Genomic DNA, 14,831 nt, shown 5'->3' with positions numbered 1-14,831 from the left:
CGATTTCACGCGCGGGCACTATATAGCCACCGACTTCGCGCGCGCCACCCGCACGCCCAGCTAAAGTGACAGGTTCCGCCCACCCATGCCCACAGTGATCTTTCCCGGCCCCGAAGGCCGCCTCGAAGGCCGTTTCTCCCCTCCGCCGCGCCCCCGTGCGCCGGTGGCGATGATCCTCCATCCGCACCCGCAGGGCGGTGGCACGATGAACGACCGGATCGTGCAGCGGATGTACAAGACCTTCGTCGCTCGCGGCTTTGCCACGCTGCGCTTCAACTTCCGCGGCGTCGGCCGCAGCCAGGGCAGCTTCGACAACGGCATCGGCGAATTGAGCGATGCGGCGGCGGCGCTCGACTGGGTGCAGTCGATCCACCCCGAAGCGCAGACTACCTGGGTCGCCGGCTACAGCTTCGGCGCGCTGATCGGGATGCAACTGCTGATGCGCCGTCCGGAAATCCGCGGGTTCATCTCCGTCGCGGCTCCGGCCAACATGTACGACTTCAGCTTCCTCGCCCCCTGCCCCGCAAGCGGCATTTTCGTGCAGGGCGCGCAGGATACGGTGGTACAGCCCGCCGCGGTCGAGAAGCTGGTCGAGAAGCTGCGTACGCAGAAGCACATCACGATCCACCACGACGAGATTCCGCGCGCCAATCACTTCTTCGAAAACGAAGTCGACGACATGATGGCCGCAGTCGACAATTACCTCGACTTCCGTCTCGCGCCGGACTGCCCGATCAAGTGATCGGGTAGCCGGTAACGGCTGGCGCTCTCCATCGAAGACAAAGTTTCGGCCTGCTCTTGCGGGCGCATTTTCGCGTGCCCCTTGCCATTCTCATGTAATGTGATACTGTCACATTTAACCGACCAGACGAGTCGGCGCGGACGGAGCGGGTCCGGTCCGCAGGGACAAGGAGAGATGCCCAATGGCTTACCTCGACGCAGACGAAACCTTCGGCCTGAAGAAGCTCACCGCCATCGGCACGGCAGGCGCGATCAACCTCGGCATCGGCGCTGTGCTGGTTCTGGGGCTGACCGTCGCCGACGTGGTCAAGAAAGATGAGTGGCGGACCGAAGGTGTCTTCATCACCCCCGATCCGGTGAAACCACCTCCACCTCCGCCTCAGCCGGATACAAGCGAAACTGAAATCACCAGCACGATCAACGTGCCCACCCCGCCGATCCAGGTGCCGGTCAATCCGCCCGATGTCGGTTCCAGTGATCCGGTCGTCATCACGGACTATGTCGCGACCAAACCCAACAAGCCGATCGATATCGTGATCGAACCGCCGGCACCTCCGCCTCCCCCGCCCAAGGCCCTGTTCGAGCCGGTCTCTGCCGTGCCGAGCAACAGCCCGGCGCGCTGGGTGACGACGCGCGATTACCCGTCCCGCGACTTGCGCGAAGGCAATGAGGGCGTCTCGCGCTTCGTGCTGTCGATCAACGCCAGCGGTAAAGTGACAGGGTGCCGCATATCCGGTTCCAGCGGTCACGACGCGCTCGATGCGCGCACCTGCGACAAGGTGCAGCAGCGCGCGCAGTTCAAACCGGCGAAGGACGCGACCGGCGCGGCTGTCGCGGGCAGTTATTCCGGATCGGTTCAGTGGTCGATCCCCGAGTAATCTAGCCCGGAGCGACCAACAGTTCCCTGCTGGCCCCGCTCTCGAACACTCGCAGAGCGGGGCTCTTTTTGACTAGCGCTCCTGCGCCGGTCCCTGTTCGATCCGGTCGAGCGGTGCGGCACCGCCTGAATCGGGCACCGTCCAGATGGCGACGTTCATCAGCATCACCGCTGCCAGCAGCAGCATGAGGCCGGGCCGCTTGCGCTCGCCCTTGCTGCGCCAGAGGAACGCGGCACCCGCGATCAGCGCAAAAGCAGCCAGCACCAGGATCGAAAGCACCGTATCCATTGTTACCCTTCCCGATGGCTGCCTGACAGGCTAGCCTCCCACAGCCCCGCCCGCGCGATCCCGCGTCGGCGATGGCCGTGCGATTTACACGGAAAGGACGTCTCATGGGAATTTTCTCTTCGATCAAGGATGCAATCTTCGGCAAGAAGGCCGCGGCGCAGGAAGCTCCGGCCCCCGCCCCGACCACCGCACCTTCGCCCACCAACGCACCCGGCAGCGTCTCTTCCGGCTGGGGCAGCGGCGCCCGTGCACAGGTCGACGTGGCGGAAAAGCTCGATTCGATGCCCGGCGCGGACAATCTCAACTGGCGCAATTCGATCGTCGACCTGCTGAAGCTCGTCGGGATCGATTCGAGCTATGAGAACCGCAAGGAGCTGGCGCAGGAACTGGGCAATCACGACTACTCCGGCTCGGCCGAAGACAACATCATGCTGCATCGCCAGACGATGAAGGCGCTGGCCGATAACGGCGGCGTGGTGCCTGCGGAATTCCGCGACTGATCTGGACGATACCGGTGTGGAGCGGCGGTTCGAGCCGCCGCTCCCACCCCTTCCCGCGTCGTTGCAAGTGCCTGCGATAGTTGCATTTGACACGATGCGCGTCGCGCTTCAAACCGGCGCGCATGACCAACCGCACATTCGAAATCACCCGCCGTCAGGCCGTTCTCGGCCTTGGCGCGACCACTCTTGCCGCCTGCACCGTGGAGTCCCCGCTCGCACGGATGGAAGGCCTGTCGCCAGCCTCGCCGGAAGCGTTGCTAGAGGACGTCGCATACAACCTGCTGGCGCATGAGCCGGAACGGGCGACGGGCCTTGGCGTCGATACCGGCCGCTACGCGCCTTTGCGCGCCGCGCTGGAAGATCAGACCCAGGCCGGGCAGGACGCCTTCGCCGCTACGTTGCGCAAGGATCTCGCACGTGTCCGCGCGGTCGACACCACGGCGCTGGATGCCGACACCCGCACGAGTTTCGAAGTCGTGGAGAGCGCCTATTCCGTGGCGCTGGACGGCTTCGCCCTCCCCTATGGCGACATCCCCGTCGGCAGCTGGCGCACCGCGCCTTACGTCGTCATCCAGAACGCCGGCATATATCTCGACATGGCGCGCTTCATGGATTCGAGCCACCCGATCGAAGATGCTTCGGACGCGATCGCCTTCGTTGAACGGATGGAAGCGCTCCCCGGCGTCCTCGATGGCGAGTTGCAACGGATGCAGGCCGCCCGCGCGATGGGCGTGGTGCCGCCGGGCTTCCTGCTCGACAAGGCAATCGGTCAGATGGAAACGACCATCGCGGACGCGCAAAAGGGCGAACCCTACACGACCTCCTTGCAGTCCCGACTGAAGGACAAGGGCATTGCCACCGGATATGCCGGAAACGTGCTGACGCTCACGCGCGGCCCGGTCACGCAGGCGCTCCAGCGGCAGCTTGCCGAACTGAAGGCCCAGCGCGCCGTCGCAACCGACGCGCCGGGCATGCGGGAACGTCCGCGCGGGGAAGAATGGTATGCCTGGGCGCTTCGTTCCAGCACCACGACCACGATGTCGCCGGACGAGGTTCACCGGCAGGGCCTCGACGAACTGGAAGCGCTGCACGCCCGGATGGACCCGATCCTGCGCAAGATCGGCTACACCAGCGGGACCGTGGGCGAGAGGATGCAGGCTCTCGGCGCAGACGACCGCTACAAGTTTGCCGAAGGCGATGCGGGCCGCAAGGAAATCATGGATTTCATCTGGGACCGGGTGAACTGGATCAAGGCACAGATGCCGCGCGCCTTCAACACGCTGGTCGATCCCAACATGGAAGTGAAGCGCATCCCAGTGGCCGAGGAAGTCGGCGCGCCCGGGGCATACGGTGGAGCGGGCAGCAAGGACGGCTCGATTCCGGGCCGCTTCTGGATCAATCTGCGCAGCACCGACCTGCACCGCAAATACGACCTCGCCGACCTGACCTACCACGAATCCATCCCCGGACACATCTGGGAGGGCGAATTCTCCAACCGCCTGCCGCTGATCCGATCGGTGCTGGCGTTCAATTCCTTCAGCGAAGGCTGGGGCCTTTATGGCGAGACGCTGGCCGACGAGCTGGGCGCCTATGACGATTTCGAAGTCGGGCGGCTCGGCTACTTGCAAAGCCTCGCATTCCGGGCTTGCCGGATGGTCGTGGATACCGGCCTGCATTCCAAGGGATGGAGCCGCGCACAAGCCGTCAACTTCTTCGTCGAACGCAACGGCTCGAAGCAGGACGAGGTCGAAAGCGAGGTCGATCGCTATTGCAGCTGGCCGGGGCAGGCCTGCGGCTACAAGCTGGGACACAGCGAAATCCTGCGCCAGCGCGAACGTGCGCAGACGGCGCTGGGCAATGCCTACGACCTCAAGGCGTTCGACGACGCAGTGGTTCTCGGCGGCAATGTCCCGATGGACGTGCTGGCCCACAACGTGACGCGCTATATCGAGCGGACCCGCGGCTAGAGCTGGCAAACTGCCGTTCGGCAGGGTGGCCGAACGGTGCAAATCCGGCGAAACAGACGCCGGCGATCCCGCGTAAATGCGAGACCGCCGGGCGTCTGTCAGCTTACTTCATTCTAGCGGCCCAGCCCGCTGACGATCGATCCGAGGATGCCGCCGAGCGCGCCGCCGCCGAGGCCGCCACCCGCGGTGTCCGTGCCGCGCCCCTTCTGGGCGAGGTAGCCGGCAACCGCCATTGCAAGGATCGGCAGCATCTTCTTAAGCAGCGACTCGTCGATTCCGGTCATGGCGGAGACTTCACTCGCAACCGAACGGCTGACGTCCTTGCTGCCGAAGATGTTGCCGAGGATGTCGTTGCCCTGGCTGGTCGGCGTCGGCTTGGGCGCCAGGACGCTTTCGAGAAGCCCCCCGCCGCCGCCGCCGAGGACCGCGCCTGCCAGGCTGCCCAGACCGCCGAGCGGGTCACCCCCGCCTCCGCCGGTCGCGGTGCGGCCCATGCCCGCCACGATCGCCGGAAGCAGCGCCCCGGCTGCGGTTTTCGCCACCGAGGAATCGACGCCCAGCTCACGCGCCATGCTGTCGATAGCGCCGGTCTGCTGCAGGATCTGTGCGAGGCTCATTTCTTGCCGAACAACTTGCCTGCGAACCCGGCGATGTCATTCAACGGATTGCCGTCGTGATCGGAATCGAGAATCTGCATGAACTTGCCGAGCGAACCTTCCCCGCCAACGGCTTCGCGCACCTGCGACAGGACGCCCGCATCGATACCCGTCTTGCTGGCCGCAACATCGATCGTGTCGCCTTCGTCGGTATGTGCTTCCGCGAGGCCCGCAATCGCCTTTTCGGCGGTTGCCTGATCGATGCCGAGCTTGTCGGCGAGGTTCTTTACCGTGGGGTGGTTGTGGGCTGCGCCCAGAATCGTGTCGAACAAACTCATCGCAGTTTCTCCTTTGTGCGGGAACGGACGGTTTGCACCTTTGCGCGCCAAAGTAAAAGACCCCTGCCGCACTGGGCGGCAGAGGTCTTCCTCTCCAACAGGTTACCCAGTGTGGCCGTCAGGCGGCCTGGGCGTGTGAATTCGGGGCCGCATCGCGCACGCCCTGGTCGACGTGCTGTTCGAACTGGCCGAAATTGTTGACGAACAGCTGCACCAGCTTCTGAGCCGTGCGATCGTATTCGTCCTTGTCGGCCCAGGTCGAGCGCGGGTCGAGAATGGCGCTGTCCACGCCTTCCACCGCGACCGGCACGTCGAAGCCGAAGTTGGGATCCTTGCGGAACTCGGCATCGGCCAGCGATCCGTCGAGCGCGGCATTCAGCAGCGCGCGCGTCGCCTTGATCGGCATCCGGCTGCCCGTGCCGTACTTGCCGCCGGTCCAGCCGGTGTTGACCAGCCAGCAAGCGACGCCGCCCTTGGCGATGCGTTCCTTCAGCAGATTGCCGTACACACTCGGGTGGCGCGGCATGAAAGGCGCGCCGAAGCAGGTCGAAAAGGTCGCTTCAGGCTCGGTCACGCCGATTTCGGTACCTGCGACCTTGGCCGTGTAACCCGAAAGGAAGTGATACATCGCCTGATCGGGCGTCAGCCGCGCGATCGGGGGCAATACGCCGAACGCGTCGGCGGTCAGCATGATGACGTTGCTCGGCACCGGGCCGAGGTTCTCTTCCGAGGTGTTGGGGATGAACTCCAGCGGATATGCGCCGCGCGTGTTCTCGGCCAGCGAGTTGTCGTCGAGATCCAGTTCGCGCGTGTCCGCGTCCATCACGACATTTTCCAGCACCGTGCCGAAACGCTTGGTGGTGGCATAGATTTCAGGCTCCGCTTCCGGATCGAGGCGGATCATCTTGGCGTAGCAGCCACCTTCGAAGTTGAAGACCGCCGTGTCCGACCAGCCATGCTCGTCGTCGCCGATCAGCGTGCGGCTGGCATCGGCCGACAGCGTCGTCTTGCCGGTGCCCGACAGGCCGAAGAAGACCGCCGTCTTTCCGTCCGGGCCGATGTTGGCCGAACAGTGCATCGGCATCACGCCCTTGACCGGCAACAGATAGTTAAGAATGCCGAAGACGCTCTTCTTCATCTCGCCCGCATAGCGCGTGCCGCCGATCAGGATCAGCTTTTCAGAGAAATTGACTGCAATGACCGTTTCGCTGCGGGTGCCGTGACGCTCCGGGTCGGCACGGAAGCTGGGCAGGTCGATGATGGTGTATTCGGGCGCGAAGTCCGCAAGCTCTTCATCGGTCGGGCGGACCAGCAGGGTGCGGATGAACTGGTTATGCCACGCCATCTCGTTGACCACCCGCACGTTGACGCGGTGTTCCGGCTGCGAGCCGCCGAACAGGTCCGCGACGTAGAGCGTTTCCTTCTCGGCAACGGCCTTGAGGAAATCTTCCTTCAACGCGGCGAAATGGGCCGGGTCCATCGGTGTGTTCGTCTTGCCCCACCACACCGTGTCGGCAGTCTCGTCGTCCTTGACGATGAACTTGTCGTTGGCGCTGCGGCCCGTGTGCTTGCCGGTTTCGACCACCAGCGCCCCGTCCTTCGCGAGTCGCCCTTCGCCATTGCGGACCGCATGCTCGATCAACTCGGGCGATTTCAGATTGGCGAAGATGGTGGCTTCGGTGGCGATATTCTGCGCCGAAAGCGGCACGGCAAGCGAGGTCATCAAGCTCTCTCCAGAATGGGTCGGCTGCGAGGTGGCGCATACGAATGCGCGCACCGGTCGGGTGCCGCATAGACAAGCGCTGCCCGAACGTCAATTTGCCCGCCAATCAATGCTATCAAGCAATGCTATCAATCGCGACATTGTCGGTTTGCGCGCTGCGCGCTAGGACGCCTGGATATGGCTACGCAGGCGCAGATCGAGGACGAGCAGGCAACCGAGCGGCAGGTGATCGCGCTGGTCGATGACGATCGCAATATCCTGACGACGATTTCCATTGCCCTGCAGGAAGAAGGTTACGCCACACGGGTCTATTCCGACGGTGCCTCCGCCTTGAAAGCCCTGGAAGAAAATCCGCCCGACCTGGCCGTGTTCGACATCAAGATGCCGCGCATGGACGGGCTGGAACTGCTGCGCCGCCTGCGCGAGAAGTCCGACCTGCCGGTGATCTTCCTGACCAGCAAGGACGATGAGCGGGACGAGGAACTGGGCCTGACGCTGGGGGCGGACGATTACATCGCCAAGCCTTTCAGCCAGCGCCTGCTGATCGCCCGCATCCGCGCGATCCTGCGCCGCCTTTCGCCCGCCGTGGAGCGGGACGAGACCAGCGGCGATGCTCCCGCGGGCACGTTCCAGCGCGGGCGGCTGCACATGGACCCGTCGCGCCACCGCGTCGAATGGGACGGCAAGCACGTTTCGCTGACGGTGACCGAATTTCTCATACTGGAGGCGCTCGCTCAGCGGCCCGGCGTCATCCGCAGCCGCAATCAGCTGATGGACGCCGCCTACCCCGACGACGTTTTCGTCGACGACCGGACGGTGGACAGCCACATCAAGCGTCTGCGGCGCAAGTTCCGCGCGGTGGACCCGGAATTCGGGGCGATCGATACGCTCTATGGTGCGGGTTACAGCTATAACGATGGCTGACACTGCCACGCGCCTCCGGGCGCTGCGAACCGGCCCGCGCGCCTGGTCGCGCTGGACTTCGCTGACGACGCGCTTCCTGCTGGTCAATCTGGTCGCGGTGGCGATCCTGGCCGGCAGCATCCTGTATCTCGATTTCTACCGCAACCAGCAGACGGAAGGCCGCTACGACCTTGCGTTGAGCGAGGCGCAGATCACCGCCGAGGCGCTGGCGGGCGCGAAGCAGGAGCGTATTCGCGCGCTGCTGGTGCAGATCGGCAAGGAACAGCGCCTGCGGCTGCGGCTGTACAATCCCGGCGGCGGGCTGGCCTACGACAGCTTCACGCTCGACGATCCGAGCTTCGCCTTCCGCGATCCCAAGACCGAAAGCTGGACCGAGGATCTCGGCCAGCGGATCGATCTTGCCATCGACACGCTGCTGCGGCGCAAGGCGATCTCTCCCTATGAGGAACCGGCGACGGACGAGCAGGACAGCTGGCCGGAAATCATCGCCGCGCGCGAACAGGCCCGCAGCCAGGTCTTCCTTCGCACCGCGCCGGACGGCAGCCCGGTGATCACCACCGCCGCGCCGGTCGGCACCGACGGCGCGATGCTGCTCACCATGCGAAACGATCTGGAACTGGCAGACGACGTGCGCGAAGGGCGCAGCGCGATCCTGCTGGCCGTGCTGGGTGCCTTCACCGTGTCGGTCCTGCTATCCCTGTTCCTTGCCCGAACCATCGTGCAGCCGATGCGCGATCTGGTGCAGGCAGCGGTCCGCGTCCGGCTTGGCCGCGACCGCGAGGTCGAGGTGCCGCGCCTGCCGCAGCGCCGCGACGAGATCGGCCTGCTTGCCCGCGCCATCTCCGACATGACCACAGCGCTGCGCCAACGGATCGATTCGACCGAAAGCTTCGCCGCCGACGTCGCGCATGAAATCAAGAACCCGCTGGCGAGCCTTCGCAGCGCGCTCGAATCGCTGGGCAAGGTCGAAGCGCCCGAACTTCGCACCCAGCTGATGGACATTGCCACGCACGATGTCCGGCGGATCGACCGGCTGGTCACGGAAATCTCCGACGCGAGCCGGGTGGACGCGGAAATCAGCCGTGCCGTCTTCGAGCCGATCGACCTCGACAAGCTGGTCGGCGCCATTCTGGAAGCGCGGCGCGAGCGGCACGAGAATGCCGATATCACCGTCGAGACCCGACGCGTGGGCGTACCACCGGCAACGGTGATGGGCGTGCCAGTGCGGCTCGAGATGATAATCGACAATCTGCTCGATAACGCGGTGTCCTTCTCTCCGCCGGACGGCGTGCTGCAGGTCAAGGTCTTCACCAGCGACGAGATCGTCCAGCTTTCGGTGTGTGACGACGGGCCGGGCGTTTCGGAGGACCAGCGCGAAAAGATCTTCGCTCGCTTCCATTCCGAACGCCCCGACACCGAGGATTTCGGCAGTCACTCAGGCCTCGGCCTCGCCATCGCGCGCGGAATTGCGGAGGCGCATGACGGCAGCCTGCGGGTAGAGGATCGGCACGACGGCAAGCCGGGCGCCTGCTTCATCCTCGAACTGCCTGCCGCTGCCGAACGATGATTCCGCTGCCCAACGCGAGCTGCGTGGCAATCGGGGGGCGTGGCCTGCTGATCGAGGGCGAACCGGGTAGCGGCAAATCCAGCCTCGCGCTGGCGCTGATCGATCGCGGCGCCATGTTGGTGGGCGACGACGGCGTTTTGCTGGAGGAGCGCGCCGGTCAGCTGATCGCCCACCCCGCCCCGACCATTGCGGGCAAGCTGGAAATCCGGGGGGTCGGCATCGCGGAACTGCCCGCCACGTCCGCGCCGCTGGGCCTCCGCATCCGTCTGAGTGCACACGCGCCGCGTTTCGTGGAGACCGCGGAGCGGAGCGCGCTTTGCGGAACGATGCTGCCTGCGCTCACGCTCTACCCCGATCTCGCCACCCTGCCCCTGCGCTGCGAATGGGCCATGCGCCTCCACGGCTTGCCGGGCTGACTAAAGTTTAGCGCCTTTCAAACCGCGCCCGTCACGCGCACAAGGATGGCAGTGCCGTCCGATTCGTCTCCTCAGCGCCACCGTGTGCTCCTGCTGACCGGCCTGCTCGGCGCGGGGAAATCCACCGCGCTCAACGAGCTGGAGGATCTTGGCTGGGAGACGCTGGACAATTTCCCGATCCGGCTGCTCGACCGAGTGCTGGAGCCTGGGGCATCCCGTTCCGATGCTGCGCCCCCCGCCCCGCTCGCGATCGGCTTCGATGCCCGCACGCGCGGCTTCGCGCCGCACCAGATCATCGAACAGGTCAAGGAACTGGCCGGGCGCGACGATATAGAGCTGACGACGCTGTTCCTCGATTGCTCGGATGCGGAGCTTGTCCGCCGCTTCAACGAAACACGCCGGCGCCACCCGCTCGCGGTCGACATGCCAGCGGAATCAGGCATCGCGGCAGAGCGGGACCTGCTCGCGCCGCTGCGCCGCTGGGCTGACCTGCTGATCGACACCAGCCCCTTCTCCGCCAAGGAATTGCAGGACGCCGTGCGCGCGCAATTCTCCGACGGCAGCGGACAGGATCTCACCATCACGGTCAGCAGCTTCGGTTTTGCGCGCGGCATGCCGCCGGTCGCCGATTACGTGTTCGACATGCGCTTCCTCGACAATCCACACTGGCAGGACGATCTGCGAGAACAGACGGGGCAGGACGCGGCGGTGCAGGACCACATCCGCGCCGATCCGGCCTTTGCCGAGGCGTTCGGCGCGATCGTCCAGCTCGTAACGACTGTGCTGCCCCGGTTCCGCGAACAGGGAAAACCTTACGTCCATCTCGCTTTCGGCTGTACCGGGGGGAGACACCGCAGCGTCTTCTGCGCCGAGGCGATGGCGCAGACCTTGCGCGAGACGGGATTTTCGCCCACGGTGCAGCATCGAAATTTGCAATCGCGCGCCGCCGATCTGGTCGAGGGAAAGCCTGCTGCATGACGTCGTTAACCAGAACATCGAGCAGCCAGTGGGGCTCCGCGCGTCACGTGATGTGATGCCGCCCGTGCGACTGATGGAAAGATCTTCCCGAGTATGATTGGTCTAATTCTGGTGACTCACGGCAATCTCGCCGACGAGTTCATCCACGCCATGGAACACGTGGTGGGCAAGCAGGAAGCGATCGTCGCCGTCTGCATCGGCCCCAACGACGACATGGAGAGCCGCCGCCGCGAAATCCGCACCGCGGTGAACGAAGTGGATGCCGGCAAGGGTGCGATCATCCTCACCGACCTGTTCGGGGGCACGCCCTCCAACCTCGCGATCTCGTTGCTCGATCCGGGCCGGGTCGAGGTGATCGCCGGGATCAACCTGCCGATGCTGATACGCCTTGCCGGGGCGCGCAAGGCAATGACGCTGTTCGACGCGGTCGCTGCCGCGCGCGATGCCGGGCGCAGCTACATTACCGTCGCGTCCGAGTTCCTGGGGCAGGAGGCCTGACCCGGTGGCCGAGGCGAGACGTGAGGTCACCATCGTCAACCAGCGCGGCCTTCACGCGCGGGCGAGCGCCAAGTTCGTTGGCGCCGTGGCGGAATTGCCCGAAGGCGAACAGGTCAGCGTGATCCGCAGCGGCAGCACGGCGGCAGGCGGCTCGATCCTCGGACTCATGATGCTCGGCGCGGCCAAGGGCGACACGATCGAAATCTGCTGTTCCGGTCCCGACGCCGACGCGACGCTCGCCAAGCTTGCGGCGCTGGTCGAAGACGGCTTCGGCGAACCCTGACATTCACGAAAGGCACGCGCGCCATGCGCCGTTCCATCACCGGCTTTTCCAACCCTACCGTCAAATACCTGCGCAGCCTGCGCGACAAGAAGCACCGGCGGCGCGAATCTGCGTTTCTGGCCGAGGGGTTACGCTTGCTGACCGACGCGCGCGAGGGCGGGCGGCTCCCGCAAAAGCTGGTGATGGCGGAAGGGCGCGATCCGCATCCCTTGCTGGCCGCACTGGAAGCGGACGTGGCGGCGGCGGGCGGCGAGGTGATCGAGACCAGTCGCGACATCCTGTCCAAGATCACGGGCAAGGACAATCCGCAGGCGGTCGCGGGCGCCTTCGCGGAATGGGACACCTCGCTCGACACGCTGGACCGGACGAGCGCGCCGATCTGGCTGGTGGCGCAGGAACTGCGCGATCCGGGCAACCTTGGCACCATGCTCCGCACCGCCGACGCGGTCGGAGCGGGCGGTCTCATCCTGCTCGACGATTGCGCCGATCCGTTCAGCGTGGAAGCCGTGCGCGCCAGCATGGGCGCTATCTTCACCATCCCCGTTGCGCGTGCGCGATGGGACGAGTTCGAGCCGTGGTTGCGCGCCGGGCCAGGGCAACTCGTCGCGGCATCGCTGCGGCAGGCGCAGCCCTATCGCGCCGCGCCCTACGCCGCGCCGTGCTTCGTCATGGTGGGCAACGAATCGCAGGGCCTGCCCGAAGCTTACGAGATGGCCTGCGACCTGCGCGTCACCATGCCGATGCGCGGTCGCGCCGACAGCCTGAACGCTGCGGTCGCGGCAGCCGTGCTTGCATACGAAGTGCTGGCCGCCCTCGACGAATAGGGTTCAGTCGCCAGCGACGAAAGCGGTGATGGCCCATATCCCGTCACGGCTGCTCGCCAGCAGGCGGTGGGCGAGATAGCTGCGAAGCATTGCCGTTTCGATGAAGCCTTCGGTTCCGTCGATCAGGCGGACCTTCTGGAATTCCTGATCCGGACGCAGCCCGCCATCGAGCTCCACCGCGTCCCACGAGATGGACTGCAAGACTTCGGAATTGGCTGTGGCTGCCTTGTGCAGCGGCACCCGCTCTCCGGTGACGATCATCGACATCGTCGCATCGCGCGAGCCGAGTGTCTTTGCGAAATAGGACGGCATCACGATTCCCCCGCCTTCCGCAAGGGCGCAGCCGAGGGGCAGGATAGCCTCCAGTTCCTTCCAGAGGCCGTATTCGCTGTCGCCGAGCCGCTCGCTCAGTGTCGCGTGACCGGAGCCTCCGCCGAAATCGAGCCGCACATCATCCGATGTCAGCGCCAGCAGTGCAGCCGTGTCACGCGCTTCGACCGCCTGCGCGAGGCGATTGCGGAACTCCGCTGCACCCTCGAGATCGGCGCAGCCATCTTGCGGAGCGAACGGCCCCTCGGCCATCTTCGCGGGGGCGGTGCCGGCGACTTCCTCGACAGCGGTGTCCATCGCGTTCTTGATCGAGTCCGAAGGCGGATCGCTGCGATCGCAGGCGGACAGGGCAAGCAGGCTGGCCAGAGCGAAGGTGAAATTGCGGCGCATCGGTCATCGACTCCTGGGTCTGGCCTGTCATCGGGCAGTGCGCGCCAGATGGGGACGCGGGCGCACTATTCAAACCCGTAATTGCGGCAATATGAACGACGCAGCGCGTCAGCCGTCGTGATCGGTCGGGATAACCCCTTCGTCTTCGGAGAAGTTGGACAGCCGCCGCGGCTGATGTCCGATCGGCAGTGCCTCGGTCAAATCCTGGGCGCTGGTGTCGAGGCTCAACTCCTCGAACCGTTCGCCGGTGCGGCGCAGATTGGTGTCGAAGCTGCCGACCAACCGGTCGAAATGCTGGTTGGTCGTGGAAAGCGATTTGCGGAGCGATCCGAGATGCCCCGCGACCACGCCGAGACGATCGTAAAGCTCCTTGCCCAACTTCGCGATTTCCTGCGCGTCAGCCTGGACACCCGCTTGCCGCCAGACGGTGCTGACCGTCAGCGCGATCGACATGAAGTTGAGCGGGCTGGACAGGACGATCTGCTTCTTGAGCGCATAGTCGAGCAGGCCGTTGTCCTGCGTGAGGGCTGCGTAGAGCACGTGTTCCCCAGGCACGAACATGACGACGAAATCGGCCGAACCGGGGACGTGATCCTGATAGCGCTTGCCCGACAGGTCATCGATATGGGTCCGGAGTTCTCGCGCGTGGCCGCGCAGGAGTTCGAGACGCTCTTCCTCGTTCTCCGCCTCGTTGGCGCGGGCATAGGTGTTGAAGACGTTCTTCACGTCGACCACCAGCCGCTTGTTGCCGGGAATGTTGATCACGGCGTCGGGCCGTAGATTGGCGCCGTTTTCGTCCTTCACGCTGGTCTGGAAGTTGAAGTCTGCCTTGTCGTAGAGACCGCAGCTTTCCAGCAGGTTGGCGAGTTGCAATTCCCCCCAGTCGCCGCGTGCCTTGGTTGCGCCGCGCAGGGTCGTGGTGATGCGGTTGGCCCCTTCGACGACCCGTTCCTGCCCGGCGCGCACTTCGCCGATCACGCCCTGCAACTGGTGCCATGCCTCGGAGCGGTTCTTCTCCAGCTCTTCCACCCGCTTACGATAACGGTCGAGCGTCTCGCCCACCGGCCCGACTTTCTTTTCCAGCGCATCGAGGTTCGCCTTGTTGAGCGCTTCCAGCCGACCCTGCGCGCCTTCGAGAAACTTCGCGTTCGCGCCGGCAAGCACCTTCTCGCCGATCTCGTTGAACTTGGCCTGCAGCTTTTCCTCTGCCTCGACCAGGCGCTTGAACTCACGCTCGAAGTGCCGTTCCTGATCGAGCAAGCGGTCCTGCAGCGCCTTTTCGCGCGCTTCGGCAGCGCTTTCGAAGGAAGCCAGCCGGTTGGCGAGCTGTTCCCGCTCCCCCCGTACCGTGTCCAGCGATACGCCCAGCTCGTCGGCACGCGATGCGCGGACGCTCGCACCCTCCAGATCGACGATCGCCTTGCGGAATTTCTCGTCGAGGTCGCGAGCGGTTGCGTCGCGTTCGGCATGGCGCGACTTCCACTCGGCCACCGGCCGCGAACCGACGAACCAGCCAAGCCCGCCGCCGAACGCCAGGGCCACCAGAATCAAAAGCAAGGCGATGATATCCATGCCGGGAACATAGCTGGA

Annotated in this window: 17 protein-coding genes; 11 read left to right on the top strand and 6 right to left on the bottom strand. The window is 65.1% G+C overall.

Features of this window, described 5'->3' with window-relative positions:
* Positions 1–85: 85 nt before the first annotated feature.
* Positions 86–742, top strand: coding sequence for an alpha/beta hydrolase (locus ACXYN8_RS04825; RefSeq protein ID WP_458888180.1), 657 nt, complete (start codon positions 86–88; stop codon positions 740–742).
* A gap of 181 nt (positions 743–923) precedes the next feature.
* Entirely contained in the window at positions 924–1,619 is a 696-nt protein-coding gene (locus tag ACXYN8_RS04820; RefSeq protein ID WP_458888179.1) for an energy transducer TonB, read from the top strand.
* A 72-nt stretch (positions 1,620–1,691) separates the two neighbouring features.
* Here ACXYN8_RS04820 and ACXYN8_RS04815 read toward each other — a convergent pair whose 3' ends face one another.
* Positions 1,692–1,907: a hypothetical protein gene (locus ACXYN8_RS04815; RefSeq protein WP_458888178.1), complete on the bottom strand. Its 216-nt coding sequence runs from the start codon at positions 1,905–1,907 to the stop codon at positions 1,692–1,694.
* A gap of 104 nt (positions 1,908–2,011) precedes the next feature.
* Between ACXYN8_RS04815 and ACXYN8_RS04810 the strand changes: the two genes are divergently transcribed.
* Positions 2,012–2,407 carry a DUF3597 domain-containing protein gene (locus ACXYN8_RS04810; protein WP_458888177.1) on the top strand — a complete coding sequence of 132 codons (396 nt, stop codon included), beginning with the start codon at positions 2,012–2,014 and terminating at the stop codon, positions 2,405–2,407.
* Positions 2,408–2,529: 122 nt separating this feature from the next.
* Complete coding sequence (locus ACXYN8_RS04805; RefSeq protein WP_458888176.1) at positions 2,530–4,374, top strand: DUF885 domain-containing protein; 1,845 nt, start codon at positions 2,530–2,532, stop codon at positions 4,372–4,374.
* Positions 4,375–4,487: 113 nt separating this feature from the next.
* Here the strand turns inward: ACXYN8_RS04805 and ACXYN8_RS04800 are convergent, their stop codons facing one another.
* The 3 genes from ACXYN8_RS04800 to ACXYN8_RS04790 form a co-directional block, all read right to left on the bottom strand.
* The gene (locus tag ACXYN8_RS04800; protein WP_458888175.1) at positions 4,488–4,991 is read right to left on the bottom strand and encodes a DUF937 domain-containing protein; all 504 of its coding nucleotides are present in this window, start codon (positions 4,989–4,991) and stop codon (positions 4,488–4,490) included.
* Positions 4,988–5,308 (bottom strand): hypothetical protein, encoded by a 321-nt coding sequence (locus tag ACXYN8_RS04795; protein ID WP_458888174.1) that lies wholly within the window; start codon positions 5,306–5,308, stop codon positions 4,988–4,990. The genes ACXYN8_RS04800 and ACXYN8_RS04795 overlap by 4 nt, the downstream gene beginning before the upstream one ends.
* 118 nt (positions 5,309–5,426) lie before the next feature.
* Complete coding sequence (locus ACXYN8_RS04790; protein WP_458888173.1) at positions 5,427–7,031, bottom strand: phosphoenolpyruvate carboxykinase; 1,605 nt, start codon at positions 7,029–7,031, stop codon at positions 5,427–5,429.
* Between the two features lie 177 nt (positions 7,032–7,208).
* Between ACXYN8_RS04790 and ACXYN8_RS04785 the strand changes: the two genes are divergently transcribed.
* The 7 genes from ACXYN8_RS04785 to ACXYN8_RS04755 all read left to right on the top strand — a co-directional run bounded on the left by ACXYN8_RS04785 (position 7,209) and on the right by ACXYN8_RS04755 (position 12,521).
* On the top strand, positions 7,209–7,955 hold the full coding sequence (locus ACXYN8_RS04785; protein WP_458888172.1) for a response regulator: 747 nt from the start codon (positions 7,209–7,211) through the stop codon (positions 7,953–7,955).
* Positions 7,948–9,522, top strand: coding sequence for a sensor histidine kinase (locus tag ACXYN8_RS04780; RefSeq protein WP_458888171.1), 1,575 nt, complete (start codon positions 7,948–7,950; stop codon positions 9,520–9,522). Before ACXYN8_RS04785 ends, ACXYN8_RS04780 begins: the two co-directional genes overlap by 8 nt.
* A gap of 23 nt (positions 9,523–9,545) precedes the next feature.
* Positions 9,546–9,938 carry an HPr kinase/phosphorylase gene (locus ACXYN8_RS04775; protein WP_458888170.1) on the top strand — a complete coding sequence of 131 codons (393 nt, stop codon included), beginning with the start codon at positions 9,546–9,548 and terminating at the stop codon, positions 9,936–9,938.
* A gap of 45 nt (positions 9,939–9,983) precedes the next feature.
* Positions 9,984–10,916: an RNase adapter RapZ gene (rapZ, locus tag ACXYN8_RS04770; RefSeq protein WP_458888169.1), complete on the top strand. Its 933-nt coding sequence runs from the start codon at positions 9,984–9,986 to the stop codon at positions 10,914–10,916.
* Positions 10,917–11,009: 93 nt separating this feature from the next.
* Positions 11,010–11,414, top strand: a complete 405-nt coding sequence (locus ACXYN8_RS04765; protein ID WP_458888168.1) for a PTS sugar transporter subunit IIA — start codon at positions 11,010–11,012, stop codon at positions 11,412–11,414.
* 4 nt (positions 11,415–11,418) lie between these two features.
* Positions 11,419–11,697: an HPr family phosphocarrier protein gene (locus ACXYN8_RS04760; protein WP_458888166.1), complete on the top strand. Its 279-nt coding sequence runs from the start codon at positions 11,419–11,421 to the stop codon at positions 11,695–11,697.
* 23 nt (positions 11,698–11,720) lie between these two features.
* Entirely contained in the window at positions 11,721–12,521 is an 801-nt protein-coding gene (locus ACXYN8_RS04755) for a TrmH family RNA methyltransferase (RefSeq protein WP_458888165.1), read from the top strand.
* Between the two features lie 3 nt (positions 12,522–12,524).
* Here the strand turns inward: ACXYN8_RS04755 and ACXYN8_RS04750 are convergent, their stop codons facing one another.
* Positions 12,525–13,241, bottom strand: coding sequence for a hypothetical protein (locus ACXYN8_RS04750; RefSeq protein ID WP_458888164.1), 717 nt, complete (start codon positions 13,239–13,241; stop codon positions 12,525–12,527).
* 108 nt (positions 13,242–13,349) lie between these two features.
* The gene (locus ACXYN8_RS04745; protein WP_458888163.1) at positions 13,350–14,813 is read right to left on the bottom strand and encodes a DNA recombination protein RmuC; all 1,464 of its coding nucleotides are present in this window, start codon (positions 14,811–14,813) and stop codon (positions 13,350–13,352) included.
* Positions 14,814–14,831: the final 18 nt, after the last annotated feature.

This window comes from Altererythrobacter sp. CAU 1778, from assembly GCF_054482795.1.
Note: the sequence above shows the minus strand (reverse complement) of the source record. Positions and strands in the feature narration are given on the sequence as shown.